We start from the raw sequence: 26,658 nt of genomic DNA, 5'->3' as shown, positions 1-26,658 counted from the left end.
CCTCAACAGAGGTTTTCTTGAATAAGATCCGGGTGAATTTACATGAGCAAACTACGCGTCCTCCACGTGATTGGCGGGGGGGAATTTGGCGGTGCGGAACAACATATTCTCAATCTGGTTACGACTTTTCCCGAGGAAGAAGTGGATGTCGCGGTCGTCTGCTTCTACGATTCGCTCTTTGCCGAGAAGCTCCGGGCTGCCGGCATCAAGGTGATGGCGTTGAACCAGTTCGGCCGATTCGACATTCGGCTGCTGCAAGCTTTGCGGCGCACGTTCCTCGCTTTTGGGCCAACGATCATCCATACGCACGGGATCAAGGCCAACTTTTTTTCCCGGCTGGCCGCGCTCGGCATGAAGGTGCCTCTTGTAACGACCGTACACAGCTCGCTGCGCTACGATTACGCAGGCGCACTGGCCTACGCAATCGTCAGCTTGATGGAGCGGAGCACCCGCCACTGGAATCGGCACTACGTCGCCATCAGCGGCGCCATTGCCGACGTCTTGCGCGAGCAGGGCGTGAAACCTTCTGCGATCAGCGTGATATACAACGGAATGGATTTGTCCTGCTACCAGCAGGAGCAGCTTCGCGAGAGCGACCGCAGCCGTTTTCGTGCAGAGTGGAACGTGCCGCAGGACGCCTTTTTGTTCGGAACCGTAGCACGATTCGTTCCGGTCAAAGGCTTGCCGATCCTGCTCGATGCCTTTCACGCGCTGGTGCAGGGCAAAAAAGACGCACCTTATCTCGTCCTGGTCGGCGACGGTTCGGAACGTCAGGCGCTGGAGGCAAAAGTACAGGAGCTGGGACTGGCAGATCGCGTCCGTTTTGCCGGGTTTCGCCAGGACATCCCCGCCTGCCTGCATGCCATTGACGGCTTTGTTCACTCTTCCCTGTACGAAGGGCTGGGCTACACGCTGATCGAAGCCATGTCTTCCAAGGTGCCTGTCATCGCTAGCAACGTGGGCGGTGTGAAGGAATTCGTCTACCATGGACGCACCGGGCTGCTTGTCGAACCGAACGATCCGGCGGCACTGGCTCAGGCCATGGAACAGCTCTGGGCTTCCCCGCAGCTGCGGGAGACGTTGGTGCAAAACGCCCTGGAAAAAGTGGAAGCCACTTTCACGATCCGGCAAATGACCGCTCAAATTTTGAGTCTGTATCGCAAGCTGTTGCAGTGAGCGAAGCACGATTGGCTGTCCGGAAAGACGCTGCTCGTGCTTTTTTCGCTACCCTTGTCACGCGATAAACTGTTTGAAGAATCTGTTAATTCGCGGTTGCCACGAAAGAGACAATCTGGTTACATAGAACTGGAACGATTATGAATCGCACGTGAAAGGATGACACGACACATGAAACTTTTTCTCTCGGTAGACATGGAGGGAATCTCCGGCATCGTCGACACCAGCTACATCAATCCTGATTCGGGTGTGAACTACCAGCGCGGCCGACAGTTCATGACCGACGACGCCAACGCTGTGATCGAAGCAGCGCTTGCCAGCGGTGCGACAGAGATCGTCGTCGCGGACAGTCACAATACGATGAACAATATTTTGTGGGAAAAGCTGCATCCGAAAGCGCGGCTGCTCGCTGGCTCGCCTCGCGATTGCTCGATGATGCAGGGGCTGGATGAGAGCTTCGATGCCGCCATGTTTATCGGCTACCATACCCGCCAAGGAGTTCCTGGCGTGCTCAGCCACACCATGTCCGGTGTCGTCCGCAACATGTACATCAACGGCCGGGTCGTGGGAGAATTCGGCTTTAACGCGGCAATCGCCGGCTTGTACAACGTTCCGGTCATCATGGTTTCCGGCGACAACCTTATTGCCCAGGAAGCCCGCGAGCTGATTCCTGGCATCCACACAGCGATTGTCAAGGAAGCCGTGTCGCGCACAGCCGCCATCTGCCTGTCGCGCGAGGAAGCGACCGCGACCTTGCAGGAACAGACGAAGCTCGCTCTTGGCAACGTATCTGCCATCGCTCCGTTTCAAAATGGTAGCCCGCTTGAAGTGGCGATGGAATTTTCCCACGCCGGGCAGGCCGAAATGGCGGCAATCGTCCCTGGCACCCGCTATGAAACGGCGACAAACACCGTTTCTTACAACACCGCCGATCCCAAGGACATGTACAAAACGATGCGGGCGATGCTGAACCTCGCTTCCGGGGCGGAGTTTTTCTAGGACGCGCACAAGGTTCTCCAAATAGAAAAAGGCATGGCCAAGCGCCGTGCCTTTTTCGCTCTTTTAGGAGCTTTTTCTCTTTTTTCCTTTTCGCGTCCGCAACCGCCGTTTTCGTTTCGCCGCAACCCGCAGCTTTTCTTTTGCTTTCGCCCGCTTCTTTTGCCTGTTGCTCATGCCGCTGTTTGACGCCCGGGAGCCCGGCCCGCCGCCAACTGCGTGCTGCTGCTTCGTATTGGTGCTCTCAATCGCGGCATTGGTGCCACCTGTGCTGTAGGTTCCGCCGCCGCCCGCTACCTGTGTCGCCGATGCATCCGCATGGCGCCTGCCCAGCTTGACAATCTGGTCATTGATAACCACTACGGCTTCTCGTCCATTTTTTGCCTCTCTGAGTTTCCCTCGCCACTCCCGTTGCCCTCCAGTTATTCCGCTGTTTTTTGCTTTTCCCCCTGCCCCTACGCTTTGCTGCTGCTTCGTGTCGGCAGAAGCGATGGCAGCGTTATTTCCTGCTGCACTGCTTCGTCCTGCCCCACTTGCAATTTGCGTTGTATTGGGCGCATTCGTAAACTGGGCATTGAGCACAACGACAACTCTTCTGCTGTCGTGAAGAGTGGTTCTTACAACCATTCGTTTTTTGCCTTTCTGATAAATCACGGTCAATTTGTCTTTTGAACGACGCATGAGCTGTTCATTCCTTTTTGCATCATAAAGTCTACTATAATAGGAATGCAGCGAACGGACAAAGCGTGTTGGACAAATGGTGCCACCTCGCGCAAAAAGGCGAATGCGCAAAATGAAAAAACAGACCCATCAAATGGGCCTGTCCGTCGTTTTTGGCTTTTACAGTTTGCGAACGTTCGTCGCCTGTGGGCCGCGTTGGCCGTTTTCCACTTCAAACTCGACCTCTTGGCCTTCCTCCAGGGATTTGTACCCTTCTTCCTGAATCGCGGAAAAGTGGACGAACACATCATCCGCACCATCCCGCTCGATAAAACCGAAACCTTTTTCGCTGTTGAACCATTTTACTCTACCACGTTCCATTTTTGCCTCCTAGCATGTATCCCTTACATGACATTGAAATGTGATGATCCTTACCCGGTTACTATTGCCAGAAACGAAACGGGTTATACATCCAAAAACAGGTTGCGGTAAAAATGGCGCTGTCAGACGAACAAAAGGCCGGACTTCATCAAATGCGCACGACAGTAGCGTTGCTGACCGAGTCGCGCGGGATGCGGTTTTTCGTATCAAACAAAATCGCGGAGTCCGCCATTTGCGCGGCTACTTCATCCCAGTTTACGTCTGCGAACTGTTTTTGCACTGCCGTCAAAATCAGGGCGTCGGCACCGCGAACGGCTGCCTCCAGGCTGTCTTTTTTGTGTTCGTAAGCAGTCGGTACTGCCGGGTCATACGAACGTACCTCGACGCCCTTGGCGAGCAGCAGCCTGATGATGTCGTGCACAGGGCTGACGCGGTCGTCGTTGGAGAAGTCCTTCATCGCAAGACCCAATACGGCTACACGGCTGTCTGCGAGCGTCTTGCCTTTTTCCTGCAACGCTTTTTCCAGCATGCCGATCAGCACTTCCGGCACAGCGTCGTTGGTCATGCGCGCCTGCTGCAAGATCGGCAACGACACGCCCAACTCGCGTGCTTTTGGCTGCAGGTAATACAGGGCGTTCGGCAGGCAGAAGCCGCCAACGCCAGGACCAGGCGTCAACAGGTTCACGCGCTTGTGCGTGTTGGCAACTTTAATCAGCTCGAACGTGTCGATTCCGAACGCCTCGGAGAAGCGGGCAAACTCTTGCACCATTGCGATATTGACGTCGCGCTGAATGTTTTCGATAACTTTGGCGGTTTCGACAACGCGGATGTCCGAGATGGTAATGTCTGTTTCGCTGATGAAGGAAAGCAGCTCTTTTCCTTTCGCAGCGCTTTGCTCATTGATGCCGCCAAGCACGAGTGGCATGTGGATGAACTCTTCAAAAGCTCGTCCTTCGGCAATCCGTTCGGAGCAGTACGTCAAATAAAAATCAACGCCTGCGACAAGGCCGCTCACTTCTTCGAGAATCGGCTTCAGCACTTCTTCTGTAGTTCCTGGAATCACGGTACTGCGAATCATGACCGTATCACCCTTTTTCAGCACGCTGCCGAGCGATTGGGCACAGCTTTTCAATGGTCCGAGATCCGGGTCGCCGTTATGCACCGGCAAACCGACCGTCACAATATAATGATCGACTTCCGCAGCTGCTTCCTCGTAGGAGGTTGTCGCACGAAAACGCTTTGCTTCAATTTGTTCCTTGAGAATCTCCGGCAAGGTTTTCCCCTGATAGGACTCCAAATGGTGGGAATGGGCCGCATTAATTTCATCCACGACGTGAGGCAAGGCGTCAACGCCGACGACGTTTGCTCCCTTCATGGCATAGGTAAGAGCAAGCGGCAAGCCAACAAACCCTAATCCCACTACAGCTACGCGCACAGGCTGAGTCATTGCGTATCTCCTCTTTCACGTTCTCTAAGGTAAGGTCCGGGCAACCATTCGGTCACGCGGCCAACTAGCATATTGCTTATGACAGATAGTAAATGCCCGCAGCGATAAAAACTACGCACAATCCTATGAGGACCTTGTACAACGTTTCCAAGGCTGCTCCTCCCCATGATTCATATTGTCGGCTTCGGCCCTGTCCAAAAGGGCATAGGACCGCACCCGTCTGGGCTCTCTGCCAAATCCTAATTATACTCTCGATTGAAATATCGTTCAACAAGGGTTTGTTTTCATGCCGAGCCGGAAGTATCCAAAAAAACAGTCAGCGGCCCGGTCACGTAAACCTGACAGGCAAGCCGATACCCTTGCTGCATGTCCTCACCGAGACGGTATTGCTCGGTATCAGACGGCGGAGGAGCCGAGCCTGCTGGTATATTCATCCTGACCATGCAAGTTCGGCACTTTCCCGTCGTGCAGAAAAAATCAATGGGCAGCTGCGAGCGCACCAAGGCCATCAGCAAGTTTTCCCCCTGCGTCAGCAAGATACTGTGCTCCTTGCCGTTTGCCCATACCGTTACTGCGAATTGCTCCGGACGATTGCTTCCCACACGATTCCCTCCCCGCTCCTGCTCGAAAATGACAGCCCCTTACTTGAACAGACTCGCCCCGATAATATAAGAAAAGCCGATGGACAGGACCATCGCAATGAAGCCGATCGCCCTGTTGTCATTGGCTATTTCCTCATCGACCTTGAACGAGGGGGTCATGAATTCAAAAATAAAGTAAGCGATCAGAAGCAAGCAAAAACCGAATGAACCCCAGATCAAAGCCTGCCCTAAAGAAAGATTCGCCTGAATCGAATAGCGGAAAACATTGGCGATGCCAAAAATTTTCCCGCCTGTTGCCATCGCGACGGCCATGTTTCCGCGTTTCAGCTCTGCCCAGACCCGATAGCGCGTCACCAGTTCGAAAATCGCCAAAAACAAAATCATCGCAAGTCCGGTGACGGTAACGTAAGCGGCCGTTGCAAAATATGGATTATGCAGAAGGCTCTCCATGGAATCTCCTCCCGACATCTCTATTTCAGTTCGGCAATGGTCGCGCCAACGCCGCCTTCACCCTGTCCGCCCAGGCGGAAGGATTTGACGTTGCGGTGGCTTCTCAAATATTCATGCACACCTTTGCGCAAAACGCCTGTTCCGTGTCCGTGAATAATGGAAACCGTGTGCAGTCCTGCCAGAAGCGCATCGTCGAGAAACTGGTCCATTTCCCGAATGGCATCCTCCACGTTGTATCCGCGCAAGTCGAGGTCCATTTTGATGCTGGCCGTCCTGCGTTTGACAGAGGTGTATGGTGCGGCTTGCGGCTTTTGTGTAATCGAGTTTTGCACGTTCATGTCTTCGCGTCTGACCTTCATTTTCATAATCCCGATCTGAACGAGGAACTCGTCGTTGTTCACCTTTTCCAGCACCGTGCCTTTTTGGCCGAAGGTGGTGACCATGACTTCATCGCCTACCTTGATCTGGGTGGCACGAACGGCCTTGGCCGGCTTTTTCACTTTTTCCTTTTCCAGCTCCAGCACGGCATTGCCCAGCCGTTTTTTCGCATCGATCAGCCGATGCTCCTTGATCTCTACGCCTTCGTCTCTCATCTCGCGCAGCTCGCGAATGATCGCTTCCGCCTCTTCTTTTGCCAACTGAACGGCGATCCGCGCTTCGTCTTCCGCCCGTTCCATCAGCTTGTTTTTCTCTTCGGCAAACCGGGCGCGTTCTTCCTCCAGCTGACGGCGCAATTCCTCTGCTTCTTTTCTCGCCGCCGCGGCTGCCTGTCTGTCCGCCTCGGCGGATTTGCGGTTGCGCTCCAGGGAAGCGATCATGCTCTCCACCTGGTTGTCTTCCTCACTGATGGAGCCGCGCGCCACCTCGATGATTGCCTCCGGCAGTCCAAGCCGTCTGGCGATGGCAAAGGCGTTGGAGCGTCCCGGCACGCCGACGAGCAGACGGTATGTCGGGCGCAAGGTCTGCACGTCAAATTCCACGCTGGCATTGATGACCTCCGGCCTGTCGTACGCATACGCCTTCAGCTCGCTGTAGTGCGTAGTCGCAACCAGTCTCGCTCCGGAGTCTATCACGTGGTCGATGATCGACATGGCGAGTGCCGCTCCTTCTGTCGGGTCTGTACCCGCTCCCAGCTCGTCGAACAGCACGAGGCTTTTTTCGTCCATTTTTTCCAGGATCGAAATGATGTTTTTCATATGGCTGGAAAAGGTGGACAGGCTTTGCTCGATGGACTGTTCATCGCCAATGTCGGCAAATACAGAAGAGAACACGGTCATCTCGCTTTCCTCTTCTGCCGGGATGTGCAGTCCTGCCATTGCCATCAGTGACAACAGCCCGATCGTTTTCAGCGAGACCGTCTTCCCGCCTGTGTTCGGCCCTGTCACGACGATGGCCTGGTAATCGCCGCCCAGTTCGACGTCGACAGGAACGACGACCTCTCGCGGGATCAGCGGGTGGCGTGCTTTTTTCAAATTCAAATAGCCGCGGTCGTTCAGCTTGGGACAGACGGCTTTCATGCTCCAGGCAAGCTGGGCCTTGGCGAACATGAAGTCAAGCTCGGTCAGCGCATCGACATTTTCGACGAGCGCTTCCACGGCAAAAGCGACTTGCTCAGTGAGCAGGTACAAAATCCGCTCTACCTCGCGTTCTTCCCGCAGCCGCAGTTCACGCAGCTTGTTGTTCATCGACACGATCACTTCCGGCTCGATGAACAGCGTAGCACCGGAAGCGGACTGGTCGTGGACGATTCCGCCGAACACATGGCGGTATTCCTGCTTCACGGGAATGACAAAGCGATCGCCGCGAATGGTGACGATGCTTTCCATCAGCATTTTTTGGTAAGAGGAGGAGCGCGTCATCTGTTCCAGCTTTTCCCGGATGCGCGACTCCACCTGCCTGATTTCCTGGCGTACCTGGCGCAGCTCCATGCTGGCGCTGTCCATGACCTCTCCGCTTTCGTCAATACAGCGGCGAATTTCCATTTCCAGCTCGCGCAAGCCTTCGATGCGCTCGGCTTGCTGCTTTAAGAGCGGCATTTCGTGGTCCTCGCACATGTCCAGCAAAAACGTTTTCAAACGGCGTCCCGCCATGACGGTGCTGGCGATGTCCAACAGCTCCATCGGCGATAGCATCGCATTCAGCCTGGCTCGCTGCACAGAACTGCGGATGTCGCGAATGCCGCCGAGCGGAGCGCTGCCTTTCAGACGAAGGACAGTGGCCGCCTCTTCGGTGCCCTGCTGGGCGATTTTCACTTCGTCCAGCCGTACGAAGGGGGTCAGTTCCGCTGCTTTTTCTTTTCCATATGTGCAAGATGCCTTGTCGACTAACAGGGCGATAATTTTATCGTATTCCAAAGTTTTTAATACCCGTTGTTCCACTGTATCCTCCTTATTTGCTCATCGGCGACCGTCGGACTTAAGCGGATAAGTACAACGGTCATAACTTCAATCACTGCGATTTTCTCATTATATCATGTCAGCCGTTTCAAGGATAATTTTACACGCACCTGCTTTGGCATAGTTCAGCGCAGAAATAGCCAGAATGAAAATGAACCAATTCAAAAGGAGGAGTTTCCATGACGATCATGCGTCATCTCGTCCGTTTCGTCGTCGCTGCCGTCGTCCTGATGTTCGTCGGCTTTCTGGTACCCGGTTTTTCGGTAAACAGCTTCTGGACTGCCTTTCTTGCCGCTGTCGTAATCGCCCTTTTGGGCTGGGTCGTGGAAGCCATGTTCGGAGATCGTATTTCCCCATACAATCGTGGAATCATCGGTTTCCTCGTCAGCGCTGTCGTGATCTACCTGACACAGTTTATCGTCTCCGGCTTCGAAGTCACGGTCATCGGAGCGCTTCTCGCGTCTTTGGTCATCGGGATTATCGACCTGTTCATTCCGATCAAGACCCATATGGACATGCGCAATGGAGATGCCGGAAACAAGCAGGAAACCTAAGCTTGGTTCAAGCGAAAAGAGCCAACCCGTCACACGCGGGCTGGCTCTTTTCTTCTTTAATCTATCGGCTTTTCATTTGCGTCTTCCTGAAGGATCTTCAGCAGTTCTTCGTACTCCTGCCGCAAGCGGAAGTATTCATCCGCGATGTTTACTGCGGAGAGTACAGCAATTTTAGCGGTGTCCAGTCGATGGTTGCCGTTCGCGATTTCGTTCATCTTGTCATCAACGAAACCGGCCACCATGCGTATGTGATTGACACTTGCCTTCCCACTGAGCCGGTATTGTTGGCCGAAGATCTCCACCGTCAAACGATTTTTCCCATCACCTTGCACGAGGGGTTCCTCCCTACTGCGACCTTTGCTCTACTGTATCCTTTTTAGGTTACTGAAAATGTCAGAGTTCGTCAAGCCGTCTTACATTCGCAGTTCGGCACCCGTCTTGTTTTTCAGCGCTTCGACAACAGCCGTTGTCACCTGCTGAATTTCTTCATCCTGCAAGGTACGCTCCGCATGGCGGAACACGAGAGCAAACGCCATGCTCTTCTTGTCCTGTGCGATCCGATCGCCTGTGTACACATCGAACAGGGTCAACGATTCCAAAAGCTCGCCTGCCGCTTCGCGAATCGTCGCTTCCAGCGCACCCGCAGGCACGCTGCGATCAACGACCAGCGCCAGATCGCGCGTTACCGCCGGGAACTTCGGCAACGGGTTGTAGTATCCAACCTCGGCAGCCGCTTCGATCAGCAACGCCACATCGAACTGGAACACGTACGTTTCAGACAGATCGTACGCTTTTTCGGTAACGGGGTGTACTTGCCCCAGATAACCCAACCGTTTGTCGCCTACCCATACTTCCGCTGTACGGCCAGGGTGCATGCCGGCAATGTCCGCTTTCGCTTTGTACTGGGCTGTATGGATGCCAAGACGGTCCAGGAGCGAATCGGCAATCCCTTTTACCTGATAAAAGTCTACAGGCTGTTTTGCGCCCATCCAGTTTTGCGGCAAAAGCTGTCCTGTCAGCGCACCTGCCACGTACAGACGCTCTTCCGGAAGCTGTGTCAGCGACTCCTCGCGAGTCAAAAACACGCGGCCCAGCTCAAAAATGGCGACGTCGTGGTTTTGCCGGTTTTTGTTGTACGCGACCGTTTCCAACAGACTTGGGATGAGGCTGGTGCGCAGTGTCCTGTGCTCCTCGCTCATCGGCATCATGAGGGACACCGGGTTTACTTTTTCCTGGTGCAAACCTGCTACTGCCTCTACGCGATCCGGATGCACCAGCGCGTAGGAAATCGCTTCGTGCAAGCCTGTGCCGATCAGGTGGTGGCGAATCGTACGGCGCAGCTTTTGCTCGCGCGTCAGCTGACCTTGCGTAGTCGTGCCTGACGGCAGGCTGGTCGGGATGTTATCGTAGCCGTACAGACGCGCTACTTCCTCCACCAAATCCTCCGGCAGCGTAATGTCGCCGCGTCTGGTCGGCACGGTAACGGTCCAGCTGTCGCCTTCCTGTGTGAACGGGAATTGCAAACGGGTAAAAATCGGGGAAACGTCTGCCGCAGTCAGGTTTGTTCCCAGATGCTGGTTGATTTTGGCCAATGTCACTGTTACGACGGCCGGCTTCGCTTCGCTTACGACTGCAGAGCGGATGCCTTTGGACACGGTCGCCCCGGACAGTTGCTGAATCAAGGCCGCAGCGCGCTCTCCCGCTTCCTGCACGCGCGCCTGATCGACACCTTTTTCCCAGCGGACACAGCCTTCTGTGCGCATGCCGAGTGTGCGTGCCGTGCGGCGTACGGTTTTTGGCGTGAACCAGGCTGCTTCCAGAATAATTTCTTTCGTCTCGTTCGTAATCTCGGAGTTGGCTCCACCCATCACGCCGGCAATTGCCAAGCCTTTTGCCGGGTCGGCGATCAGAAGCGTCTGCTCATCCAGTTCGCGCTCCTGGTCGTCCAAGGTCACGAGCTTTTCCCCTGCGTTTGCCAGGCGGACGACAATTTTGCGCTCCTGAACCTGTTCGGCATCAAAAGCGTGCAGCGGCTGCCCGTACTCCAGCAAAACGTAGTTGGTTACGTCCACCACGTTGTTGATCGGACGAATGCCCGCTGCCATCAGGCGATTTTTCATCCATTGCGGGGAAGACGCGATTTTCGCATTGGTAAAATGGCGTCCGTGGTACTGGTAGCATTCGTTTTCGGCTGCAATCGTGACTTGCAGCGGGTTTTCCTCGCCGTTTTCGGTCAGCTCGATCTCTGGCAGCACCACTTCTTTGCCCAAAATGGCGGCCACCTCGTAGGCAACGCCGAGCATGCTCAGGCAGTCAGAGCGGTTTGGCGTCAGGCCAAGCTCCAGCACGTAGTCGTCCAGACCAAGGTAGGAGACCGCATCCATCCCGATTTCCGCGTCCTCCGGCAATACCATGATGCCTTCCTGCTGGTCTTTTGCCAGCAGCTTGTCGTTTAGACCCAGCTCTTTTGCCGAGCAGATCATGCCCTGGGATTCCACCCCGCGCAGCTTCGAGCGCTTGATGGTAAGACCTCCAGGCAGTTTGGCACCGATCAGCGCAACTGGCACCTTTTGCCCTTTGTCTACGTTTGGCGCACCGCAGACGATTTGCAGGTCTTCGCCTTGTCCTGCATCGACCACGCACACGCTCAGACGGTCAGCGTCCGGGTGCTTGCTGCGCTCTTTTACATAGCCGATCACCACGCCGGAAACACCTGCGTTGCGCGATTCTACTGCGTCTACCTCGATCCCGCTGCGAGTCAGCTTTTCAGCCAGCTCCTGCGGTGTCGTTCCACTCAGATCGACGTATTCGGATAACCATTGATACGATACCTTCATCTTTGCCTCTCCTCTCTAGCCTTGGTTGAACTGACGCAGGAAACGAACGTCGTTGGTATAAAAATGGCGGATGTCCTCCACCCCGTATTTGAGCATGGCGATTCGCTCTACCCCCATCCCGAAAGCGAAGCCGCTGACTTCCTGCGGATTGTAGCCGGCCATTTCCAGCACGCGCGGATGCACCATGCCGGAGCCCAAAATCTCGATCCAGCCCGTTTGCTTGCACACACGGCAGCCGTGACCACCGCAGTTGAAGCATTGCAGATCGACCTCTGCGCTAGGCTCCGTGAACGGGAAGAAGCTCGGACGCAGGCGAATTTGCTGGTTCGCGCCGAACATTTGGCGGGCAAAAGTCAGCAAGATGCCTTTCAGGTCGCTCATGCCGATGCCTTTGTCGATCACGAGACCCTCGATCTGCGTGAACTGGTGCGAGTGGGTCGCGTCGTCGTCATCCCGGCGATACACTTTTCCCGGACAGATGATCTTCACAGGCGTCTTGCCTTCTTTTTTCAGCATCGTCCGCGCCTGCACCGGAGACGTATGGGTACGCAGCAAAATTTCGTCTGTCACGTAAAACGTATCCTGCATGTCGCGCGCGGGATGGTCTTTTGGCAGGTTGAGCATTTCGAAGTTGAAGTGGTCCATCTCCACCTCTGGCCCTTCTGCCACCTCGAAGCCCAGGCCGACGAAAATGTCTTCGATCTCCTCGATGATGCGGGAGAGCGGATGCATCGTTCCGACAGGCACAGGACGTCCCGGCAAGGTTACGTCTACCGTCTGGGACGACAGCTTCGCGTTCAGCGCCGCTTCTTCAATCGCCTGCTGCTTGCTGGCAAAAGCCGTCTCCAGCGCTCCCCGCACTTCGTTGACCAGTTGGCCTACGACGGGACGCTCTTCGGGAGACAAGCTGCCCATTCCCCGCAGCAGTTCTGTCAGTTCGCCCTTTTTCCCCAGATATTTGACACGCAAATCCTGAAGTTGTGCAGCTTCCGTCACCTGGCTGATTTGCCCCAGTGCGGACTCCTTCATTTCTTGCAACCGCGTTTGCACTTTGTATCGCTCCTTTTTGTGTTGATAAAAAGAAAAACCCGCCCCCAAAAGGGACGAGTTACTTTTTTCTCGCGGTACCACCCTTGTTAGTCAGACGGCTCGTTTTCGCTACAGAGATGTGAAAATATCACTACAAACGAGCAAGGCTTCTGACTCACTTCAGCTCATTGGTAACGGGAATGACCCGGCTGCTCCTACTGCGCAAAAGCGGTTCAGAGTGCGGCTTCGGAGTGAATTCGGCAGCTATCATGCTAAAGATGCTTGCAGTCTGTGGCACCTTCTCCCTGAAAAACAGATAGGACCTGCGTACTAGTCTCCGTCATCGCTTTGCGTTATAATAGAGATGTAGGAAAATTATAGCGCAACAAGAGAGAACTTTCAATTCTACAAATGTTCCATATCACTCGTTCGCCCTAGTTCGATTTTCGCGAATCTGAAAGGGGACTTTAGCATGATTGACAAAATTACAGCTCTTTATGACAAGTCATGCGTCTGTCGGCACTGCCAAGCAACCTTTTCCACCAAACGGATCAGATCCGGCGCTCTTACCATGATTCACCGCGACAGCGACTTCTATACCACGTTCAAAGAACAGTCGCTGAATCCGATTTTATATACGGTTAACGTATGCCCGGTTTGTGGCTTTGCTTTCACCGATCAGTTCACAAGCAAGCTCGCTCCGTGGCAAAAACAGATCGTCGAGGAGCATATTTCCTCGAAGTGGAAGCCAAAAAACTTCGACTCCATCCGCAGGGTTCCCGAAGCAATTGTCAGCTACAAGCTGGCGATCTACGCCGCCGAACTGACCAATCAGCCGCACTCGGTCAAAGCAGGTCTGTACTTGCGGCTCGCCTGGCTGTACCGCAGCCAGGCCGACCTCGCACAAGAACTGCGCTTCATCGCGCTGGCCGTCGAGGAGTACGAAGAATCGTACATTCACTCCGATTACAGGCGCGGCGATAAAGAAATGTCCGAGGTCAAGCTGCTGTACCTGATCGGCGAGCTGTACCGCCGCCTGCAAAAATTCGATCTGGCCATCAAATATTTCGGCAAGGCACTCTCTTTCCGCAACCATACAATTGAGAGCGGTATCATCCGCATGGCGCATGACCAGTGGCAATTGACTCGCGAGGAATTCAAGGAGAAGAAAAGCGAGCAAAAGATCGGTTGATGATGCGTAGCATAGCGGCATTTCCCGTTTGCGGGAATGCCTTTTTTATTTGCCGTCAGTTGTCTGCAAACGCGCGGGTCCGGGTTTTACGGGTATGAACAGCAAGGGATACTGGCTGATTCCCCCGGTATCCCTGTTTTGTTGTCACCGTCTTCTGTTGCGCTGTGCTTCATACACGAAAATGCCCGCCGCGACTGCGGCATTCAGTGACTCCGCTTTGCCGTACAGCGGAATGTGCACGAACTGGTCTGCGCACGAAAGCATCCCTTTGGACACACCTCGGCCCTCGTTGCCGATGACGAGCGCAATCTTGCCGCTGTAGTCCGCCTGATCGTAGGACACGCTGTCTTGTGACAGGGAAGAGACGAGGACACGCCCGCCTTGCTGCTTCCACTCGCCTGCCGTGGCAGCCAGCTCCCGCGCAAAGACAGGCAGGCGGAACATGGCGCCCATCGTAGCCCGCACGACTTTTCCGTTGTAGATGTCGACGCTGCCCTTGCCCAGCACCACTCCATCCACACCTGCGGCCTCCGCCGTGCGCAAAATGGTGCCCAGATTGCCCGGGTCCTGAATCTCATCGAGGAACAGGAGCAGGGCATTTTCTTTTTCGGCCAGCTTGTCTACCCATTCGTCCCAATCGCTTGTCGTCTTTTTCACTTCCGCGACAATCCCTTGCGGCGATTTGGTTTCCGAGAGCTTCGCCAAAACAGCAGCGGACGCCGCGATCACTTGGGCAGCCTGGGAATGGTTGGCCAATGCCCGCTGGCAGGCGGGATCGAGGCTTCGCTCCTGGTCGTAGAGGATCGTCGTCACTTCCGCCCCGCTTTTGAGTGCCTCCTCCACCAGATGTGCGCCTTCAACGAGGTAGCGTCCCTGCTCCTCCCGGCCTTTTTTATCGAGTAGCTGGTGCAGTCTTTTCACCAGCGGATTTTGAACAGAGGTAATGATTTCATGTGCCATTGTTATGCCCGCTCCTCAAATGCTTTTAAGTCTTTGTTGTTTCCGATCACGACAAGAACGTCTCCGTACTGGATCACTTCATCAGGGTTCGGAGCGATGTTGAATTTGTCTCCGCTTTTGATCGCGATGACGTTGACCCCGTATTTTCTGCGGATGTCGAGCTGTCTCAAGTTTTGCCCGACCATCCTGGACGATACGACAACCTCTGCCACGCTGTAGTCCTCCGCCAGCTCGATAAAGTCGAGGACGTTTGCCGAAATGAGATTGTGCGCCACCCGCACGCCCATGTCCCGCTCCGGGAAAACGACGCGGTCTGCCCCTACTTTGTACAAAACCTGTCCGTGCCGCTCATTTTGCGCCTTGGCGACAATTTTTTTCACGCCGAGCTCCTTCAGCGTCAAGACCGTGAGAATGCTCGCCTGTATGTCTACCCCGATCGCCACGACAACCACGTCGAAGTTGCGAATGCCGATTTCCTTCAAAGCCCGTTCATCTGTTGAATCAGCCACGACTGCGTGAGTGACATGCTGAATGTTTTCATTGATGCGCTCTTCGCTTTCGTCGATGCCCATCACTTCGTAATCCATCTCGTACAACGTCCGGGCCACACTGGAACCAAAGCGGCCCATCCCGATGATGGCAAACTGTTTTGACATGGTGATCTTCTCCTTCGATCCTGTATCCAATAACTTGCATTATAGCATTAGACAGCGCAGCTTTGCACAGGTGAAACCAAAAGATGCCCGTGTCCACTTGCGACAAAGAGGTATGAGCAATCCTGCGAAGACAAATACTAACCCATGAATTCATTCTCACAAGAGAGGTGCTGGCTTACGTATGAACATTGCCTCGCTCAATTTGCGGCAAGCGATCATGTACAAAATGCAAGGCTCGGATTCCGGAGCAGTAGAAGAGACGATCAGTGATGCAATCGCAAGCGGCCAGGAAAAAACCTTGCCTGGTCTCGGTGTCCTGTTTGAAGTGCTGTGGCAGAACAGCGATGCTTCCTCCCGCCAGGAGATGGTCAAGACGATTGCGTCCCATCTGCCCGCACAAGCAGAAAAACCGATTTAATGGAAGTCCCAACCGAACACGAGCAAAAGGGAGCGACGTCGCTACGTCCCTCCCTTTTTGTTTTCTGTCGCCTGCTGCGAGAAGCGCGAACGAATTCCCTGGATCACAGCCAGTAAAATCGGAAAAAATACGGTGGGCAAGTAGCAGAAATACGTCAGCTTTTCGTTGAAAGCAAAAAATTCGACGATGTTTTGCGGCCACAGCGAGACGTAAAACATCGGGATGAAGAAGATTAGGGCGAGGATGCGCTGAAACCGGATGCCTTTTTTCAGCCACAGTCGTATGGCGTAAATCATGGAGTAGTACATGTTCCCAAACGTCGTAAAAATCGAGGCCATCCAGATGGTAAGAAAGGCGGCCTCCAGCCGTTCCAGAATCCAGCCGGTTCGACGTGCTGTCTTGACCATCTCCAACGTCGGCCAGATCAGATGCTGCAGCTCCTCGTAGCCAAACACCACAATGCCCGCAATCGTGGTCAGCACATACGACACGGCGGCGAAAGAAAGCCCGCTCCAGGCCACAAGCGAAATCCGCGCTCCCGGCATCGCCAGGCCGAAGTAGATCATCATCAGCTCAAATCCCGTATACAGCATAAATGTTCCGAACGCGGTGCTGGCCAGGCTCTGCCATGAATCAATGTGCAAAGGCAGCAGATTTTCCCAGTTCGCACTGTTGATCGTTACATACGGAATAATGATGATGGGCACGAACATGATCGGAAACAACAGCTCGTTGACCCTGACCAGCACCTCTAACTCGTGCATGCACAAATACAAAACCATCAAGAACAAAGTCAATAAAATCGCTTCAAGGGGCGTATCCAGCAGGATGGAAGTCACAATGATCTCACCAAACCCGCGGGCAACCATCGCCGTATTCAAAAATTGAAACAGGAGGAACATGAGCATCCAGGGGATGTTGAGAATATTCCCCAATCGCGGATAACGACGCCCGCCAAAGACGAGCGGACCGTATTCCACAAAGGTTAGCCCTGGATACTGCTTGCTCAGGTAGACCATCGCCATAAGAGGAAAAAACGCAATCACTCCGCTTGCGATTGGCCCAAGCCAGCCTACTTCCTGCAGCTCAGCGCTGGCCGTACGCGGCAAGGTCAGGATCGCCCCTCCGATTATCGAGCTAATGAGAATCGCGATTAGTTGCCATGTACTGATGCTGCCCCTTTGATCTCCCATCTCCATCAGCTCCTATTGCATTTCCATTCCTAAACGGCGAATTTTGATCGTATAGTCAACGTCGATTGGAAAGTTTTTAAAATCCTTCTCCCAGTCATGCTTTTTCCAGTAATCCCGGTAGTGGTGCGCCCGGAGTGCGAGTCCAAGCTTCAATATGTCGCTGTTGTACTCTTTTTGCAGCTGGTGAATCAGCTTTTTTGCACGTCTATCCATTTCTTTTTTAATCAGGCGCTGCATTTGCCGAATGAACTCTTTCGGGGGCATTTTCATCACGGCAGTCACTTCTACAATATCCCCCTCCAGCTGACAGGAAAACATCGCAGCATGTACCCCTTTGTTTTTGCTTCTTTTCAGATCCAGTCTCGTTTTGACAAAATGGGGCCTGAATGTCACATATCCATTGTTCGTCCCTGGCAGCGGAATGATGACATCTCCTCCGCGCTCCTCATTTCTCAGTTGCAAGAACGACCAGGACTGCACATCGTTGAGCGCCCCTACCATTTTGTGATTGGAAAAGACAGCCACGCCTCTCCAGCGCACCTCGGTCGCGCTCGCCTCCACGTAGTTGAGAAAAGGCTGCATCGCTTTGTTGGAAGTTTGGCTGAAATAATCTCCCAGCGTCTGATCGGGGATGGTTCCCATTTTGGCCCCGTTTTCGATCAGGTCCATCAGAAACACAACGGGGATTTGTCCAAGTTGCGGCTTGAATTTGAGCAAGGTGGCCGCTTCTCCCTTGACGACGATCGGCCACAGCAGGCGGCGGATTTGCGGCTCCCGGCGAAAGGTGTCCATAATATCGTGGATGCCTTTTCTCGCTACTTCTTCACTGACGGCAAGCACGCGGGTATGGCCCAAAAACAGCTTTTGGTTCAGCCGAATTTGCAGATTCTTGTTGGCATCGAGTATCGTCCGGCCTGTCACGCTCATGATTTTGACGGCATCAGCATTTCCCCCGCCGCCTTGTCCGCTGCTTCCGGCGATCTTGAGGGGGATCGGAATTTGCACAGTCAATCGGTACAACCCTTCGTGCCCCTCCACCATATCGACCGCAATGGCCAGTACGGAGGTCCGCTCCTCCAGTTCTCTTCTGTCCCAACAACCTGTCAAAAGAAAGACGCATACGCACAGAACTGCCAGCCTGACCCATCCTTTAGCCATCGGCATTCCTCTCCTTTTGTTTACGTCCCAAGTCCCGGATAAAGAGCAACGTCAGATAGAGAAAAGGAATCCCCAAATTGATGACGAGGCTAAATACGCCAAAATAGGAGGTGAACCGAAATATGTCTACGACGTTTTGCGGCCACAGCGTGATAAAGTAGAGGGGAACGAACATGATGGCCGAAATGATTCGCTGAAAGCCTATCCCTCTGTTGAACAACTGGCGCAAGCCGTAAATAAAAGCGTAGTAGGCATTGGCCACCGTTGTAAAAACAGCGGTCACCCACACAGCCAGGAACGCGGATTCCAGCCGTTCCAGAATCAATCCCGGCACCTTTGTGGTCTTTACCAGCTCCAGAGTCGGCCAGGCAACACGCTGCAGCTCCTCGTAGCCGAATCCGGCGATGCCGGCCACGACAATCAAGGTGTAGATGACCATCGTGATCGTGATGCCGTAAACGCCGGCCTTGATTTTGCTCTCGTTTTCGTGCGCGTAGGCGAAAAAAATGAGCATGATCTCATAGCCGGAAAAAGCGTAAATCGCTTCAAAAGCTCCCTTGAAAAGTGAAGGGAGGCTCGCTCGATAAAGCGGCAACAGATTGCTCCACTCCGCTTTTTGAAAGGAGGCAAGCGCAATTATGAGCACAGGGAGCAAAATGAGCGGCAGCAGCAGCTCATTAATCCGGGCCACGACATCCAGATCGTGCAGAGAGAGGATAAACACCAGCACAAACATGGTGATAATGATGACTTCCAGCGGTGTGTCGAGCAAAACAGAAGTCACTACGACTTCTCCAAAGACGCGGGAGACGATGCCGGTTGCAAGGTACATGCAGCTGAGATAGGCGAGAATCCAGGGAAGACTGAGCCATTTGCCCATGCGCAAATATTTTGCGCTCCCCCAGACAATCGCACTGTACTCGACAAAGGTCATTCCCGGGAAACGTTGGCTGAGCCTGGCAATCATCCAGATGGATAGTAAAGCAACAACGGAACCGATTACGGGTGACATCCAGCCCGCTTCATACAAGACAGCCGAGGTGGTGCGCGGCAATGTCAGGATACCTACACCGATCAGCGTACTGGTAATCAAGGACGTCTGCTGCCACATGGAAAACGTCTGTTGTCGGCTGCTAACGCCCTGCCTGTTCACGGTTTTCTTCCTCTCTCATGCGGATTTCATCCTGGATGTGAAACATGGTCGGGCGAGTTCTTAGCAAATGATGCGGCGCACGAATGAACACATCCTTCATCCCCTTCAAATTCAACGGGCTAAACGGCGACATGTAAGGCACTCCGAACGACTTGAGCGACGACAAATTAATCAGGAGGACAATCAGGAACAGCATGATTCCGTACAGCCCAAACATTCCCGCGAGAAGCATGACCAGGAAACGGAGCATGCGAATGGAAATAGCCGCACTGTAGCTCGGGGAAACAAAAGAGCCGATCGTCGTCAATGCTACGATGATAACCATGACAGGGCTGACAAGACCGGCGGTTACAGCGGCCTCCCCGACCACCAATGCCCCGACAATCCCGATGGTCGGCCCGATTGGCCCAGGCAGCCGGACGCTCGCTTCCCGCAAAATTTCGATGGCCACCTCCATGATGAGCGCCTCCACCAGTGAAGGAAAAGGCACCGTCGATCTCCCCGCCGCCATCGCGATGACGAGCCGGGATGGAATCATCTCCGGATGAAACGAGCTGAAGGCGATATAAAGCGACGGTAACAGCAGCGCAATCGTAATACTGATCGCGCGGATAAACCGCAGCAACGTCGCGATGTAAAACCGCTCGTAATAGTCCTCCGGGCTTTGGTAAAACTGGGTAAAAACTGCCGGGGCAATCAAGGCAGCAGGCGTCCCGTCCACCAGGATAGCCACCTTGCCCTCCAACAGGTTTGCCACGACCTTGTCCGGCCTCTCCGTATTTTGAAGCTGCGGAAAGGGCGACCATCTGCGATCTTGAATCAGTTGTTCGATATAGCCGCTCTCCAGAATCGAATCGACGTTGATTTTCTCCAATCTCGCCAACACTTCCCGCACCATCGGCGGGTAGGCCAGGCCCTCAATGTACATGACGTAAACATCAGTCTGCGTACGCCGACCGATCACCATATGGCGTACTCTGAGGTTCGGGTCCTTCAGGCGAAACCGTACCAGGGCGGAATTGACACAAAGCGTCTCGCAAAAGCCGTCCCGCGGCCCGCGCACGACAGACTCAGTCTGCGGCTCGTCTACGCCTCTGCGGTCCCAGCCCCGCGTGTTGTTCAAATACGCTTTGTTGTCGCCATCGCGCATGAGCACTGCGCTGCCTGACAGGATATTGCGAATGACCTGTCTCAGCCCGTCCGTCGATTCCAGTTCATTGGAGGCAGGAAGAATATCGGGGATTTGCGGGTTGCTCAAGTACGAGATGATGTATTCGCTGATGACGTTGCGATCAACCATCCCGTCGAGAAACACAATCGCGCAATCTGTCCCCCGCTTGTCCCGGAAGCGGCGGACGACCAGATCGTCGCACCTGCCCAGCTCTTGTTCGATCATGATAATGTTTTCGTCCACTTCCAGCGAAAGCTCTTTATCCGCAACCCTTTCCATGCTTCTGTCGGCATGATGGTGTAACGCCTTCTCTTGAAGGGTTTTCTTCCGCTTTTGCCACGCTTTCCAAAACTGGCTCAACGCTTATCCCCTCCTAGACCGTGGACATGTGAGATCGAGCAAGGTTAGTGTGCCCAAGAAAGGAAATGAAAACCCATCCTGGCCGGAAGAAACCAAAAAGGCCCGACAGATGTCGGACCGTTGCCATTTTTTGAATGGTTCTGTTTTCTGTTTGCCGCTGCCCCCGTGTTGCAGTACGCGTACACCACGGTCGGGCTAGGCGACAACCCCTCGCTTGTTTTCGAATTTCTCGTAGCGTTTTTCCTGCATGATCGCTTTGAGCACCTGCACGCATTCCCATACGTCGGTGTACGTATTGTAAAAAGCGACCGGAGCCAGGCGGATGATATTCGGCGCCCGGAAGTCAGGGATGATTCCGCTCTCCTTCAACGCCTTGCAAATCCGGACGGCTTCGGCGTGCTCCAGGCTGACATGGCCGCCGCGGCGCTCGTCTTCTTGCGGATTGGCGATGGAAAAGCCCATGCCTGCCAGCTCCACCTCGATCAGATCCATCATGTAACGGGTCAGCTTCAACGACTTTTCCCGCAGCTTTTCGATCGGCACTTCCTGGAACATGGTTAGCGAGCCGATCAATGGGGCAACGCTCAGCATGTGCGGTGTGCCCAATTGATAGGCGCCTGCCGTCTCACATACATCCAGCGTGTGCTCCATGGCGAACTGTTTGTCTTTTTTGGAGCTGAACCAGCCAGTCAGGCCAGGCACTCTGCCAAAATGCTTGCGGTTGACATAGAGGCTTCCTACGCAGCCTGGCCCGCCGTTTACGTATTTGTAGTTGCACCAGTAGGCGAAATCCACTCCCCATTTGCTGAACTCGTGCGGAATCGCTCCTACAGAGTGGCAGCCGTCAAAGCCGATGACAATGCCTTTTTCATGCGCCGCTTTGGTCAACCGTTCCATATCAAGCAACTGTCCGCTGCGATAAAACACGGTCGGCAAGATGACGAGCGCGACTTCCTCTGTCATGGCGGCGATGATGTCCTCCTCCTCGATCAGACGGCCATCCCGCGACGCAATGCGAATGAGCTGTTCCTCCGCGTCCAGACCGTGCAGCTTGATCTGGCTTTGCAAGGCGTAAATGTCTGTAGGAAAGTCCAGCTCTGTCGCGATGATTTTCGTTCGCTTTCCTTTCGGCTGGTAAAAAGTAGCCGCCAGTTGGTGCAAGTTAACCGTAGTCGAACCTGTTACGATCACTTCCTCCGGCTCAGCGCCGACGAGAGCCGCGCTCATTTCGCCCAGTTTTTCGGACAGGAAAAACCACGGATGCTCGCCGGCTGTCCAACCGTCAATACCAAGCTCTTTCCACGATTGCAAAATGTCCAGCAAGCTTTTTTCCGCCCGTCTGGACAACAGCCCTAACGAATTGCCGTCCATGTAGATCGACGGCAGCAAGTAAAACTCTTCGCGGTATTTCGCCAACTCGTCTGTGGCATCAAGCTGTTGCGCGTAGTTTTGGGTGAGTGGGATGGATGATTGGGCCATCGTTACCTCCTTGAACTTTCCGTTGATTGATTTGCGAAAATCGAACGGCATTCAGTAATGGTGATTCCTTTTCTTCATTCATTATAGGCCTGATTCCATCACGATCCAACACACATTTTAGACTTTTCTGATAATAATTACGATTTGCCTGCAAGCCAAACAAAAAAAGAATCTCGCGCCGTCGCTGCTCACGAGATTCTTCCTTTATTGTCGGCCGAGCCAAATGACTAGCGCCATTTGCAATAGACAAAACAGTGGGACCAAAAACAAAAAGGAGGCATGCCGAGTCTTGTGGCGATGGATCAGCATCCCTGCCAATGCCCCCGCTCCGCCGCCGAGAAAAGCGGTCAAAAGAAGACTGGCCTCGGGAATCCGCCAGCTTTTCCTCTTCGCCAGACGCTTGTCCGCCTGCATCAAAAACCAGGCATAGCCGTTCAAAACGAGGGCGCCCGCAGCCATGACGAACATCTCGGAGCTGAAATACCCTGCAAGGACGAAGAGCCATCCTGCCGAAAGCACCAGATTGCGATTGCGCCTGTGGATTGCCACGTGCTCATTTCTCACAAGCTTACTCTCCTTTTGTCCGAAACGCCCGGTTATTGGTGATGAACCTGCGCACGATCAGCCAGACAGCCAGCGCGGCCACGACGACCAACAGGGCGTATAATCCGTAATGGCGAATCAGCTTGATAATCGCCTCTACGTTGTTTCCGAAAACATAGCCCAGACAGTAAAAAACGATGGTCCAGACAAGCCCGATCGGATACGAAAGCAGCGCATAGCGGCGGTACGTCATCCCCCCAAGCGCCACCAAATACGGAACGATGTGGCGGACAACGGGGAAAAGATAGCTGATGCACAAAGCAGTCGTCCCGTATTTTTCCAAAAGTCCCGTGGACCGCTCGACGGCATGCCGCATCTTTTCGCTTTTGGACAGCCATTGCAGAATCGGCCTTCCGAAATATTTTCCCAACAAAAAACCGATGGTCAATCCAGACGCAACGCCCATGTACCCCGCCAAAAACGAGCAGAACGGATCCATAAGGCCAATCGAGGCGAGAAAGCCTCCGGTCGCCACGACCAGCTCATCGGGAATGGGCAAGCCGACGATCCCCAGCCAGAGCAGGAAAAAAATCGCGGCGTAGCCGTATTGCTCTATGATTGACATCAGCAGGTTGATTTCCATGAGGCAAAATCCCCTATCTTCGCCACTGGCGGCAACACCTTGCACAGGCTGGCAGCGGCTCTCGTACAATATATATCCCTTGGTTAATACGTACTCCCCTGTAAAAAGCTACTTGTCTATTTTGCAATAGATGAACCGTTTTTATCAAGCGAAGAAATCACGGACAAAAACAGTACGCCATCAACCAAGATGTTTAAGCGCTTCCCGCCTGCTCAGGTTCGCGAGCGCAGTCTCCACAAAGTCACGCACTGCTTCCGGTTCTGTCTTGGCATACTCCCGCAAAGCCCAGCCGATTGCTTTTGCGATAAAAAACTCCCTGGAAGCCGCACAAGACTCAATCAAGGCGAAAAGCAGCTCCCGATCTGTCCTGGACTTGTAGGAAAGCTGAAACAGGAGCGCTGTCCGCGCGAGCCAGATGTTGTCGCCTTTGACCCAGGCTGTCGTGTTCGGGCGGATCAACTCGGGGGAGCGGGAAAAAAGTGCACCGATTGTATGCGCGGCGAGATAGTCGACCGTATCCCACCACGAAAACAACTGCCTGGACAGCTCGCGGCGCAGCGGAGCCTTGATCCCCAAAAAAGGGAACTGATTTTTCATGTACCGTTCCATCGGCCCGGCGTTCTTCGCATCCGCATGGCTCGCAAGCAAGCGGACAGCCGCTGTCGTAAAGGCACACGTCATCAGGCTCCCTCCTTCCCTGTGAAAACTCATGCTGCTTCGCTTCCCCCGCGATCAGCCGACAGCATGGGCCTTTTGATTCACGACGGCAAAATCGTTCCTGTCTTCCTTCTTGTACGGATAGTACACGACCAGCGTAAAATCGCCCTCGACGACTTCCCCAGTTTTCAGCCACGTCTCAATGTCAAACGTCACCTTGGCCGTTACCGTGTGCTTGAAGTAGTCTTTTTCCAGCGCGGCATGCGCGGCAAAGTCTTCGCGCAACCGGTCGCGCTGTTCGTAGATGGCGGCGTACGTCTTCTGCATCGTCTCCTTGTCCAGGACGTCCTCCCACCACAGCTTGCGCGGGCGATGCTTCTGGTTGCGCAAGTAATCGAACTTCATCAGGCTCTGCACATGCCCAAGCCCTGCCACGTTTTCGTGCTGCAAAAAGGCTTGCAGGCGCAAAAACAAATCTTCCAGCTGATGGCCGATGCGGCTCCAGCCCTGCTCTTCCCAATAGTCGCCAAACGCCTGGAAAAAATCAAACGGCGTCGCAAACTGGTTCGCCAAGAGCCACTCCAGCGTATAGTCCATCCGGTGCGCGTTCCAATATTTTTCCAGAACGTCTTCCACCCGCTTGATTTTTTGCATGTCCGCAAACGAGAGGACGTTGTTGCCCAAAATCTCGTACGGCGCTTCATCCATGAACACGTAGCCGTGGTTGGCCGCACGCGCACGCACGCCGGTTCCGCGCAGCATTTTCAAAAAGCCGAGCTGCAATTCCTCCGGGCGCAGGGCGAATACGTCGTTGAATGTCTTGCGGAACGACTGGTAGTCTTCCTCCGGCAAGCCTGCAATCAAGTCCAGATGCTGGTCGATTTTGCCCGACTCCTTGATCTGCGTCACGGTCCGGGCCAGGCGGTCGAAGCGTTGAATCCGCTGCACGAGGCGGTTCGTCTCATCGTTGGTCGACTGGACGCCGATTTCGAAGCGGAAAATACCTGGCGGTGCGTTTTCGGTCAAAAAGTCCAGTACGTCCGCCCGCAAAATATCAGCCGTAATCTCGAATTGAAACACCGTTCCGTTGTGGTTGTCGATGAGGAACTGGAATATTTCCATCGCATACTTTTTATTGATATTGAACGTGCGGTCCACAAATTTAATCGTTTTGATCCCGTGCCGGATCAGCCGCAGCAAGTCTTCCTTGACCCGCTCCAGGCTGAAATAGCGCACCCCGTCTTCAATCGAAGACAGACAGTATTGACATTTGAACGGACATCCCCGGGATGCCTCGAAATAGACGACGCGGTTGTTCAGCTCGTCGAGATGATCCGCATAGGGCGACGGAATCGTATCCAGGTCTTCAATCTGGGCTCGCGGCGCCGAAAAGCGGACGTGCCCGTCGTCGCGATAGGCGATTCCCGCAACATCCCGCAGGCGAGGAGGCGTGCCCGCCGCTTTCGCCTCCTGATAGGCTTGCAGCAATTCCAGAAAAGTCTGCTCCCCTTCTCCGATGGCGATCACGTCAATCTCCGGATGCTTTTTCATCCACTCGTCCGCGTCGTAGGTCACTTCCGGCCCGCCGAGAATGACCGCGACGTCCGGGCATACTTTTTTCAGATTGCGGATCACATCGAGCGTCTCGCGAATGTTCCAGATATAACAGGAAAAAGCGACGATGTCGGGCTGTCGCTTGTAGATGTCTGCCACGATGTTCAGCGTCACATCGTTAATCGTATACTCCACCAGCTCGATGCCCGGAAAAGCTTCCTGGGCGTAGCTGCGCAAATAACGCAAGGCCAGCGAGGAGTGGATGAACTTGGCATTTAAAGTCGATAGTACAATCTTCATGGATGGGTCTACTCTCCTTGCACAATTCCGGCGGCGAAAAAACATCAGGCAGGCGATGGTTGGACGCCCAGCCGGGCGATTTCCTTTCGTAACAGTACCATACGAAGCCGGAGCACGGCAAATCCGTCCTCGCCCAGGCTCAGCGATTCAGTTCGCGCACGACATGACCCAGCTCCGGTACGATCAGCCGATTCATCGCCAGCTTGACCGCCCCTGTCGAGCCAGGCGTGGAAAAAATCATTTTTCCCCCTCTTGTGCCCGCGACAGCACGGCTGAGCATGGCAGCCGAGCCGATATCCTCTGTATAGCTCAGCATCCGAAACAGCTCGCCGAAGCCGGGCAGTTCCTTTTCCAATAAACCGGAGACTGCTTCGAAGGTGTTGTCACGCGGCGAAATGCCCGTTCCGCCGTTGAGCAGGATGACTTGCACCTCTGGGTGTGCGATTCCCGCTTCAATCGCGGCCGTCACTTCGGCAGGCTCGTCCTTGACGATCTGGTAGAGGGCGACGCAATGCCCTGCCTCGGTTAACAGTTGCTTCATTAATTGTCCGCTCTTGTCCGTCTCTTCGGTTCGCGTATCGGAAACGGTAATGACCATGCACGTCACCTGCTTTGGCGACAGCGCCTTGTGCTCCTGTGTGCTCATAGCGTGATCTCCCTCTTTTTCTGCTCGCTTGTTTCTCTCATTCTACC

The 26,658-nt window shown here is 54.1% G+C and carries 26 protein-coding genes; 5 read left to right on the top strand and 21 right to left on the bottom strand.

Going from position 1 to position 26,658, the window contains the following annotated elements; translation table 11 throughout:
• Positions 1-42: 42 nt before the first annotated feature.
• Positions 43-1,176 carry a glycosyltransferase gene (locus AAFJ72_RS06695; RefSeq protein ID WP_432776523.1) on the top strand — a complete coding sequence of 378 codons (1,134 nt, stop codon included), beginning with the start codon at positions 43-45 and terminating at the stop codon, positions 1,174-1,176.
• A gap of 171 nt (positions 1,177-1,347) precedes the next feature.
• The gene (locus tag AAFJ72_RS06690; RefSeq protein ID WP_432776522.1) at positions 1,348-2,175 is read left to right on the top strand and encodes a M55 family metallopeptidase; all 828 of its coding nucleotides are present in this window, start codon (positions 1,348-1,350) and stop codon (positions 2,173-2,175) included.
• A gap of 63 nt (positions 2,176-2,238) precedes the next feature.
• On the opposite strand, the gene AAFJ72_RS06685 is transcribed toward AAFJ72_RS06690, so the two are convergent.
• The 6 genes from AAFJ72_RS06685 to AAFJ72_RS06660 all read right to left on the bottom strand — a co-directional run bounded on the left by AAFJ72_RS06685 (position 2,239) and on the right by AAFJ72_RS06660 (position 8,090).
• Positions 2,239-2,853, bottom strand: coding sequence for a hypothetical protein (locus AAFJ72_RS06685; RefSeq protein WP_432776521.1), 615 nt, complete (start codon positions 2,851-2,853; stop codon positions 2,239-2,241).
• Between the two features lie 159 nt (positions 2,854-3,012).
• On the bottom strand, positions 3,013-3,213 hold the full coding sequence (locus AAFJ72_RS06680; protein ID WP_122904949.1) for a cold-shock protein: 201 nt from the start codon (positions 3,211-3,213) through the stop codon (positions 3,013-3,015).
• A 148-nt stretch (positions 3,214-3,361) separates the two neighbouring features.
• Positions 3,362-4,660, bottom strand: coding sequence for a nucleotide sugar dehydrogenase (locus AAFJ72_RS06675; protein WP_432776520.1), 1,299 nt, complete (start codon positions 4,658-4,660; stop codon positions 3,362-3,364).
• A gap of 284 nt (positions 4,661-4,944) precedes the next feature.
• Positions 4,945-5,262 (bottom strand): 2Fe-2S iron-sulfur cluster binding domain-containing protein, encoded by a 318-nt coding sequence (locus tag AAFJ72_RS06670; protein ID WP_432776519.1) that lies wholly within the window; start codon positions 5,260-5,262, stop codon positions 4,945-4,947.
• 39 nt (positions 5,263-5,301) lie between these two features.
• Positions 5,302-5,712 (bottom strand): DUF350 domain-containing protein, encoded by a 411-nt coding sequence (locus tag AAFJ72_RS06665; RefSeq protein WP_432776518.1) that lies wholly within the window; start codon positions 5,710-5,712, stop codon positions 5,302-5,304.
• A gap of 20 nt (positions 5,713-5,732) precedes the next feature.
• Entirely contained in the window at positions 5,733-8,090 is a 2,358-nt protein-coding gene (locus AAFJ72_RS06660) for an endonuclease MutS2 (protein ID WP_432776517.1), read from the bottom strand.
• Between the two features lie 197 nt (positions 8,091-8,287).
• On the opposite strand from AAFJ72_RS06660, the gene AAFJ72_RS06655 reads away from it, so the two are divergent.
• Positions 8,288-8,662 (top strand): phage holin family protein, encoded by a 375-nt coding sequence (locus AAFJ72_RS06655; RefSeq protein WP_122904943.1) that lies wholly within the window; start codon positions 8,288-8,290, stop codon positions 8,660-8,662.
• 56 nt (positions 8,663-8,718) lie between these two features.
• Here the strand turns inward: AAFJ72_RS06655 and zapA are convergent, their stop codons facing one another.
• The 3 genes from zapA to pheS all read right to left on the bottom strand — a co-directional run bounded on the left by zapA (position 8,719) and on the right by pheS (position 12,549).
• A complete protein-coding gene (gene zapA / locus AAFJ72_RS06650) occupies positions 8,719-8,994 on the bottom strand; it encodes a cell division protein ZapA (protein ID WP_122904942.1) in 276 nt (91 codons plus the stop codon).
• Between the two features lie 81 nt (positions 8,995-9,075).
• Positions 9,076-11,499 (bottom strand): phenylalanine--tRNA ligase subunit beta, encoded by a 2,424-nt coding sequence (pheT, locus tag AAFJ72_RS06645; protein WP_432776516.1) that lies wholly within the window; start codon positions 11,497-11,499, stop codon positions 9,076-9,078.
• 15 nt (positions 11,500-11,514) lie between these two features.
• Positions 11,515-12,549 carry a phenylalanine--tRNA ligase subunit alpha gene (gene pheS, locus AAFJ72_RS06640; protein WP_122904940.1) on the bottom strand — a complete coding sequence of 345 codons (1,035 nt, stop codon included), beginning with the start codon at positions 12,547-12,549 and terminating at the stop codon, positions 11,515-11,517.
• 451 nt (positions 12,550-13,000) lie between these two features.
• On the opposite strand from pheS, the gene AAFJ72_RS06635 reads away from it, so the two are divergent.
• Complete coding sequence (locus AAFJ72_RS06635) at positions 13,001-13,720, top strand: DUF2225 domain-containing protein (RefSeq protein ID WP_432776515.1); 720 nt, start codon at positions 13,001-13,003, stop codon at positions 13,718-13,720.
• Between the two features lie 144 nt (positions 13,721-13,864).
• Here the strand turns inward: AAFJ72_RS06635 and rlmB are convergent, their stop codons facing one another.
• Positions 13,865-14,680 carry a 23S rRNA (guanosine(2251)-2'-O)-methyltransferase RlmB gene (gene rlmB, locus AAFJ72_RS06630; RefSeq protein WP_432776514.1) on the bottom strand — a complete coding sequence of 272 codons (816 nt, stop codon included), beginning with the start codon at positions 14,678-14,680 and terminating at the stop codon, positions 13,865-13,867.
• A 2-nt stretch (positions 14,681-14,682) separates the two neighbouring features.
• A complete protein-coding gene (locus AAFJ72_RS06625; RefSeq protein WP_122904937.1) occupies positions 14,683-15,336 on the bottom strand; it encodes a potassium channel family protein in 654 nt (217 codons plus the stop codon).
• A gap of 181 nt (positions 15,337-15,517) precedes the next feature.
• On the opposite strand from AAFJ72_RS06625, the gene sspI reads away from it, so the two are divergent.
• The gene (gene sspI, locus AAFJ72_RS06620) at positions 15,518-15,754 is read left to right on the top strand and encodes a small acid-soluble spore protein SspI (RefSeq protein WP_122904936.1); all 237 of its coding nucleotides are present in this window, start codon (positions 15,518-15,520) and stop codon (positions 15,752-15,754) included.
• A 41-nt stretch (positions 15,755-15,795) separates the two neighbouring features.
• Here sspI and AAFJ72_RS06615 read toward each other — a convergent pair whose 3' ends face one another.
• The 10 genes from AAFJ72_RS06615 to AAFJ72_RS06570 all read right to left on the bottom strand — a co-directional run bounded on the left by AAFJ72_RS06615 (position 15,796) and on the right by AAFJ72_RS06570 (position 26,611).
• On the bottom strand, positions 15,796-16,947 hold the full coding sequence (locus AAFJ72_RS06615) for a GerAB/ArcD/ProY family transporter (protein WP_432776513.1): 1,152 nt from the start codon (positions 16,945-16,947) through the stop codon (positions 15,796-15,798).
• A 12-nt stretch (positions 16,948-16,959) separates the two neighbouring features.
• Entirely contained in the window at positions 16,960-18,105 is a 1,146-nt protein-coding gene (locus AAFJ72_RS06610) for a Ger(x)C family spore germination protein (RefSeq protein WP_432776512.1), read from the bottom strand.
• Positions 18,098-19,258: a GerAB/ArcD/ProY family transporter gene (locus tag AAFJ72_RS06605; RefSeq protein WP_432776511.1), complete on the bottom strand. Its 1,161-nt coding sequence runs from the start codon at positions 19,256-19,258 to the stop codon at positions 18,098-18,100. Before AAFJ72_RS06605 ends, AAFJ72_RS06610 begins: the two co-directional genes overlap by 8 nt.
• Positions 19,239-20,789, bottom strand: a complete 1,551-nt coding sequence (locus AAFJ72_RS06600) for a spore germination protein (RefSeq protein ID WP_432776510.1) — start codon at positions 20,787-20,789, stop codon at positions 19,239-19,241. Before AAFJ72_RS06600 ends, AAFJ72_RS06605 begins: the two co-directional genes overlap by 20 nt.
• A gap of 195 nt (positions 20,790-20,984) precedes the next feature.
• Entirely contained in the window at positions 20,985-22,268 is a 1,284-nt protein-coding gene (kynU, locus tag AAFJ72_RS06595; protein WP_432776509.1) for a kynureninase, read from the bottom strand.
• 204 nt (positions 22,269-22,472) lie between these two features.
• Positions 22,473-22,832 carry a DUF1294 domain-containing protein gene (locus AAFJ72_RS06590; RefSeq protein WP_432776508.1) on the bottom strand — a complete coding sequence of 120 codons (360 nt, stop codon included), beginning with the start codon at positions 22,830-22,832 and terminating at the stop codon, positions 22,473-22,475.
• 4 nt (positions 22,833-22,836) lie between these two features.
• Positions 22,837-23,454, bottom strand: coding sequence for a DedA family protein (locus AAFJ72_RS06585; RefSeq protein ID WP_432776507.1), 618 nt, complete (start codon positions 23,452-23,454; stop codon positions 22,837-22,839).
• A 180-nt stretch (positions 23,455-23,634) separates the two neighbouring features.
• Positions 23,635-24,135 carry a DNA alkylation repair protein gene (locus AAFJ72_RS06580; RefSeq protein WP_432776506.1) on the bottom strand — a complete coding sequence of 167 codons (501 nt, stop codon included), beginning with the start codon at positions 24,133-24,135 and terminating at the stop codon, positions 23,635-23,637.
• A 51-nt stretch (positions 24,136-24,186) separates the two neighbouring features.
• Positions 24,187-25,965, bottom strand: a complete 1,779-nt coding sequence (locus AAFJ72_RS06575; RefSeq protein WP_122904929.1) for a B12-binding domain-containing radical SAM protein — start codon at positions 25,963-25,965, stop codon at positions 24,187-24,189.
• 139 nt (positions 25,966-26,104) lie between these two features.
• Complete coding sequence (locus AAFJ72_RS06570; protein ID WP_432776505.1) at positions 26,105-26,611, bottom strand: MogA/MoaB family molybdenum cofactor biosynthesis protein; 507 nt, start codon at positions 26,609-26,611, stop codon at positions 26,105-26,107.
• Positions 26,612-26,658 lie beyond the last annotated feature (47 nt).

Origin of the sequence: Brevibacillus gelatini (genome assembly GCF_050920745.1) — a bacterium.
Taxonomy (GTDB): domain Bacteria; phylum Bacillota; class Bacilli; order Brevibacillales; family Brevibacillaceae; genus Brevibacillus; species Brevibacillus gelatini.
Note: the sequence above shows the minus strand (reverse complement) of the source record. Positions and strands in the feature narration are given on the sequence as shown.

Coding starts and splice junctions, on each gene's coding strand:
- AAFJ72_RS06580 (WP_432776506.1), bottom strand. CDS start 24,135: ATGACGTGTGCCTTTACGACAGCGGCTGTCCGCTTGCTTGCGAGCCAT.
- AAFJ72_RS06570 (WP_432776505.1), bottom strand. CDS start 26,611: ATGAGCACACAGGAGCACAAGGCGCTGTCGCCAAAGCAGGTGACGTGC.
- AAFJ72_RS06585 (WP_432776507.1), bottom strand. CDS start 23,454: ATGGAAATCAACCTGCTGATGTCAATCATAGAGCAATACGGCTACGCC.
- AAFJ72_RS06690 (WP_432776522.1), top strand. CDS start 1,348: ATGAAACTTTTTCTCTCGGTAGACATGGAGGGAATCTCCGGCATCGTC.
- AAFJ72_RS06615 (WP_432776513.1), bottom strand. CDS start 16,947: ATGGGAGATCAAAGGGGCAGCATCAGTACATGGCAACTAATCGCGATT.
- AAFJ72_RS06665 (WP_432776518.1), bottom strand. CDS start 5,712: ATGGAGAGCCTTCTGCATAATCCATATTTTGCAACGGCCGCTTACGTT.
- AAFJ72_RS06625 (WP_122904937.1), bottom strand. CDS start 15,336: ATGTCAAAACAGTTTGCCATCATCGGGATGGGCCGCTTTGGTTCCAGT.
- pheT (WP_432776516.1), bottom strand. CDS start 11,499: ATGAAGGTATCGTATCAATGGTTATCCGAATACGTCGATCTGAGTGGA.
- sspI (WP_122904936.1), top strand. CDS start 15,518: ATGAACATTGCCTCGCTCAATTTGCGGCAAGCGATCATGTACAAAATG.
- AAFJ72_RS06695 (WP_432776523.1), top strand. CDS start 43: ATGAGCAAACTACGCGTCCTCCACGTGATTGGCGGGGGGGAATTTGGC.
- AAFJ72_RS06655 (WP_122904943.1), top strand. CDS start 8,288: ATGACGATCATGCGTCATCTCGTCCGTTTCGTCGTCGCTGCCGTCGTC.
- AAFJ72_RS06680 (WP_122904949.1), bottom strand. CDS start 3,213: ATGGAACGTGGTAGAGTAAAATGGTTCAACAGCGAAAAAGGTTTCGGT.
- AAFJ72_RS06685 (WP_432776521.1), bottom strand. CDS start 2,853: ATGCGTCGTTCAAAAGACAAATTGACCGTGATTTATCAGAAAGGCAAA.
- AAFJ72_RS06575 (WP_122904929.1), bottom strand. CDS start 25,965: ATGAAGATTGTACTATCGACTTTAAATGCCAAGTTCATCCACTCCTCG.
- AAFJ72_RS06610 (WP_432776512.1), bottom strand. CDS start 18,105: ATGGCTAAAGGATGGGTCAGGCTGGCAGTTCTGTGCGTATGCGTCTTT.
- AAFJ72_RS06635 (WP_432776515.1), top strand. CDS start 13,001: ATGATTGACAAAATTACAGCTCTTTATGACAAGTCATGCGTCTGTCGG.
- rlmB (WP_432776514.1), bottom strand. CDS start 14,680: ATGGCACATGAAATCATTACCTCTGTTCAAAATCCGCTGGTGAAAAGA.
- AAFJ72_RS06675 (WP_432776520.1), bottom strand. CDS start 4,660: ATGACTCAGCCTGTGCGCGTAGCTGTAGTGGGATTAGGGTTTGTTGGC.
- kynU (WP_432776509.1), bottom strand. CDS start 22,268: ATGGCCCAATCATCCATCCCACTCACCCAAAACTACGCGCAACAGCTT.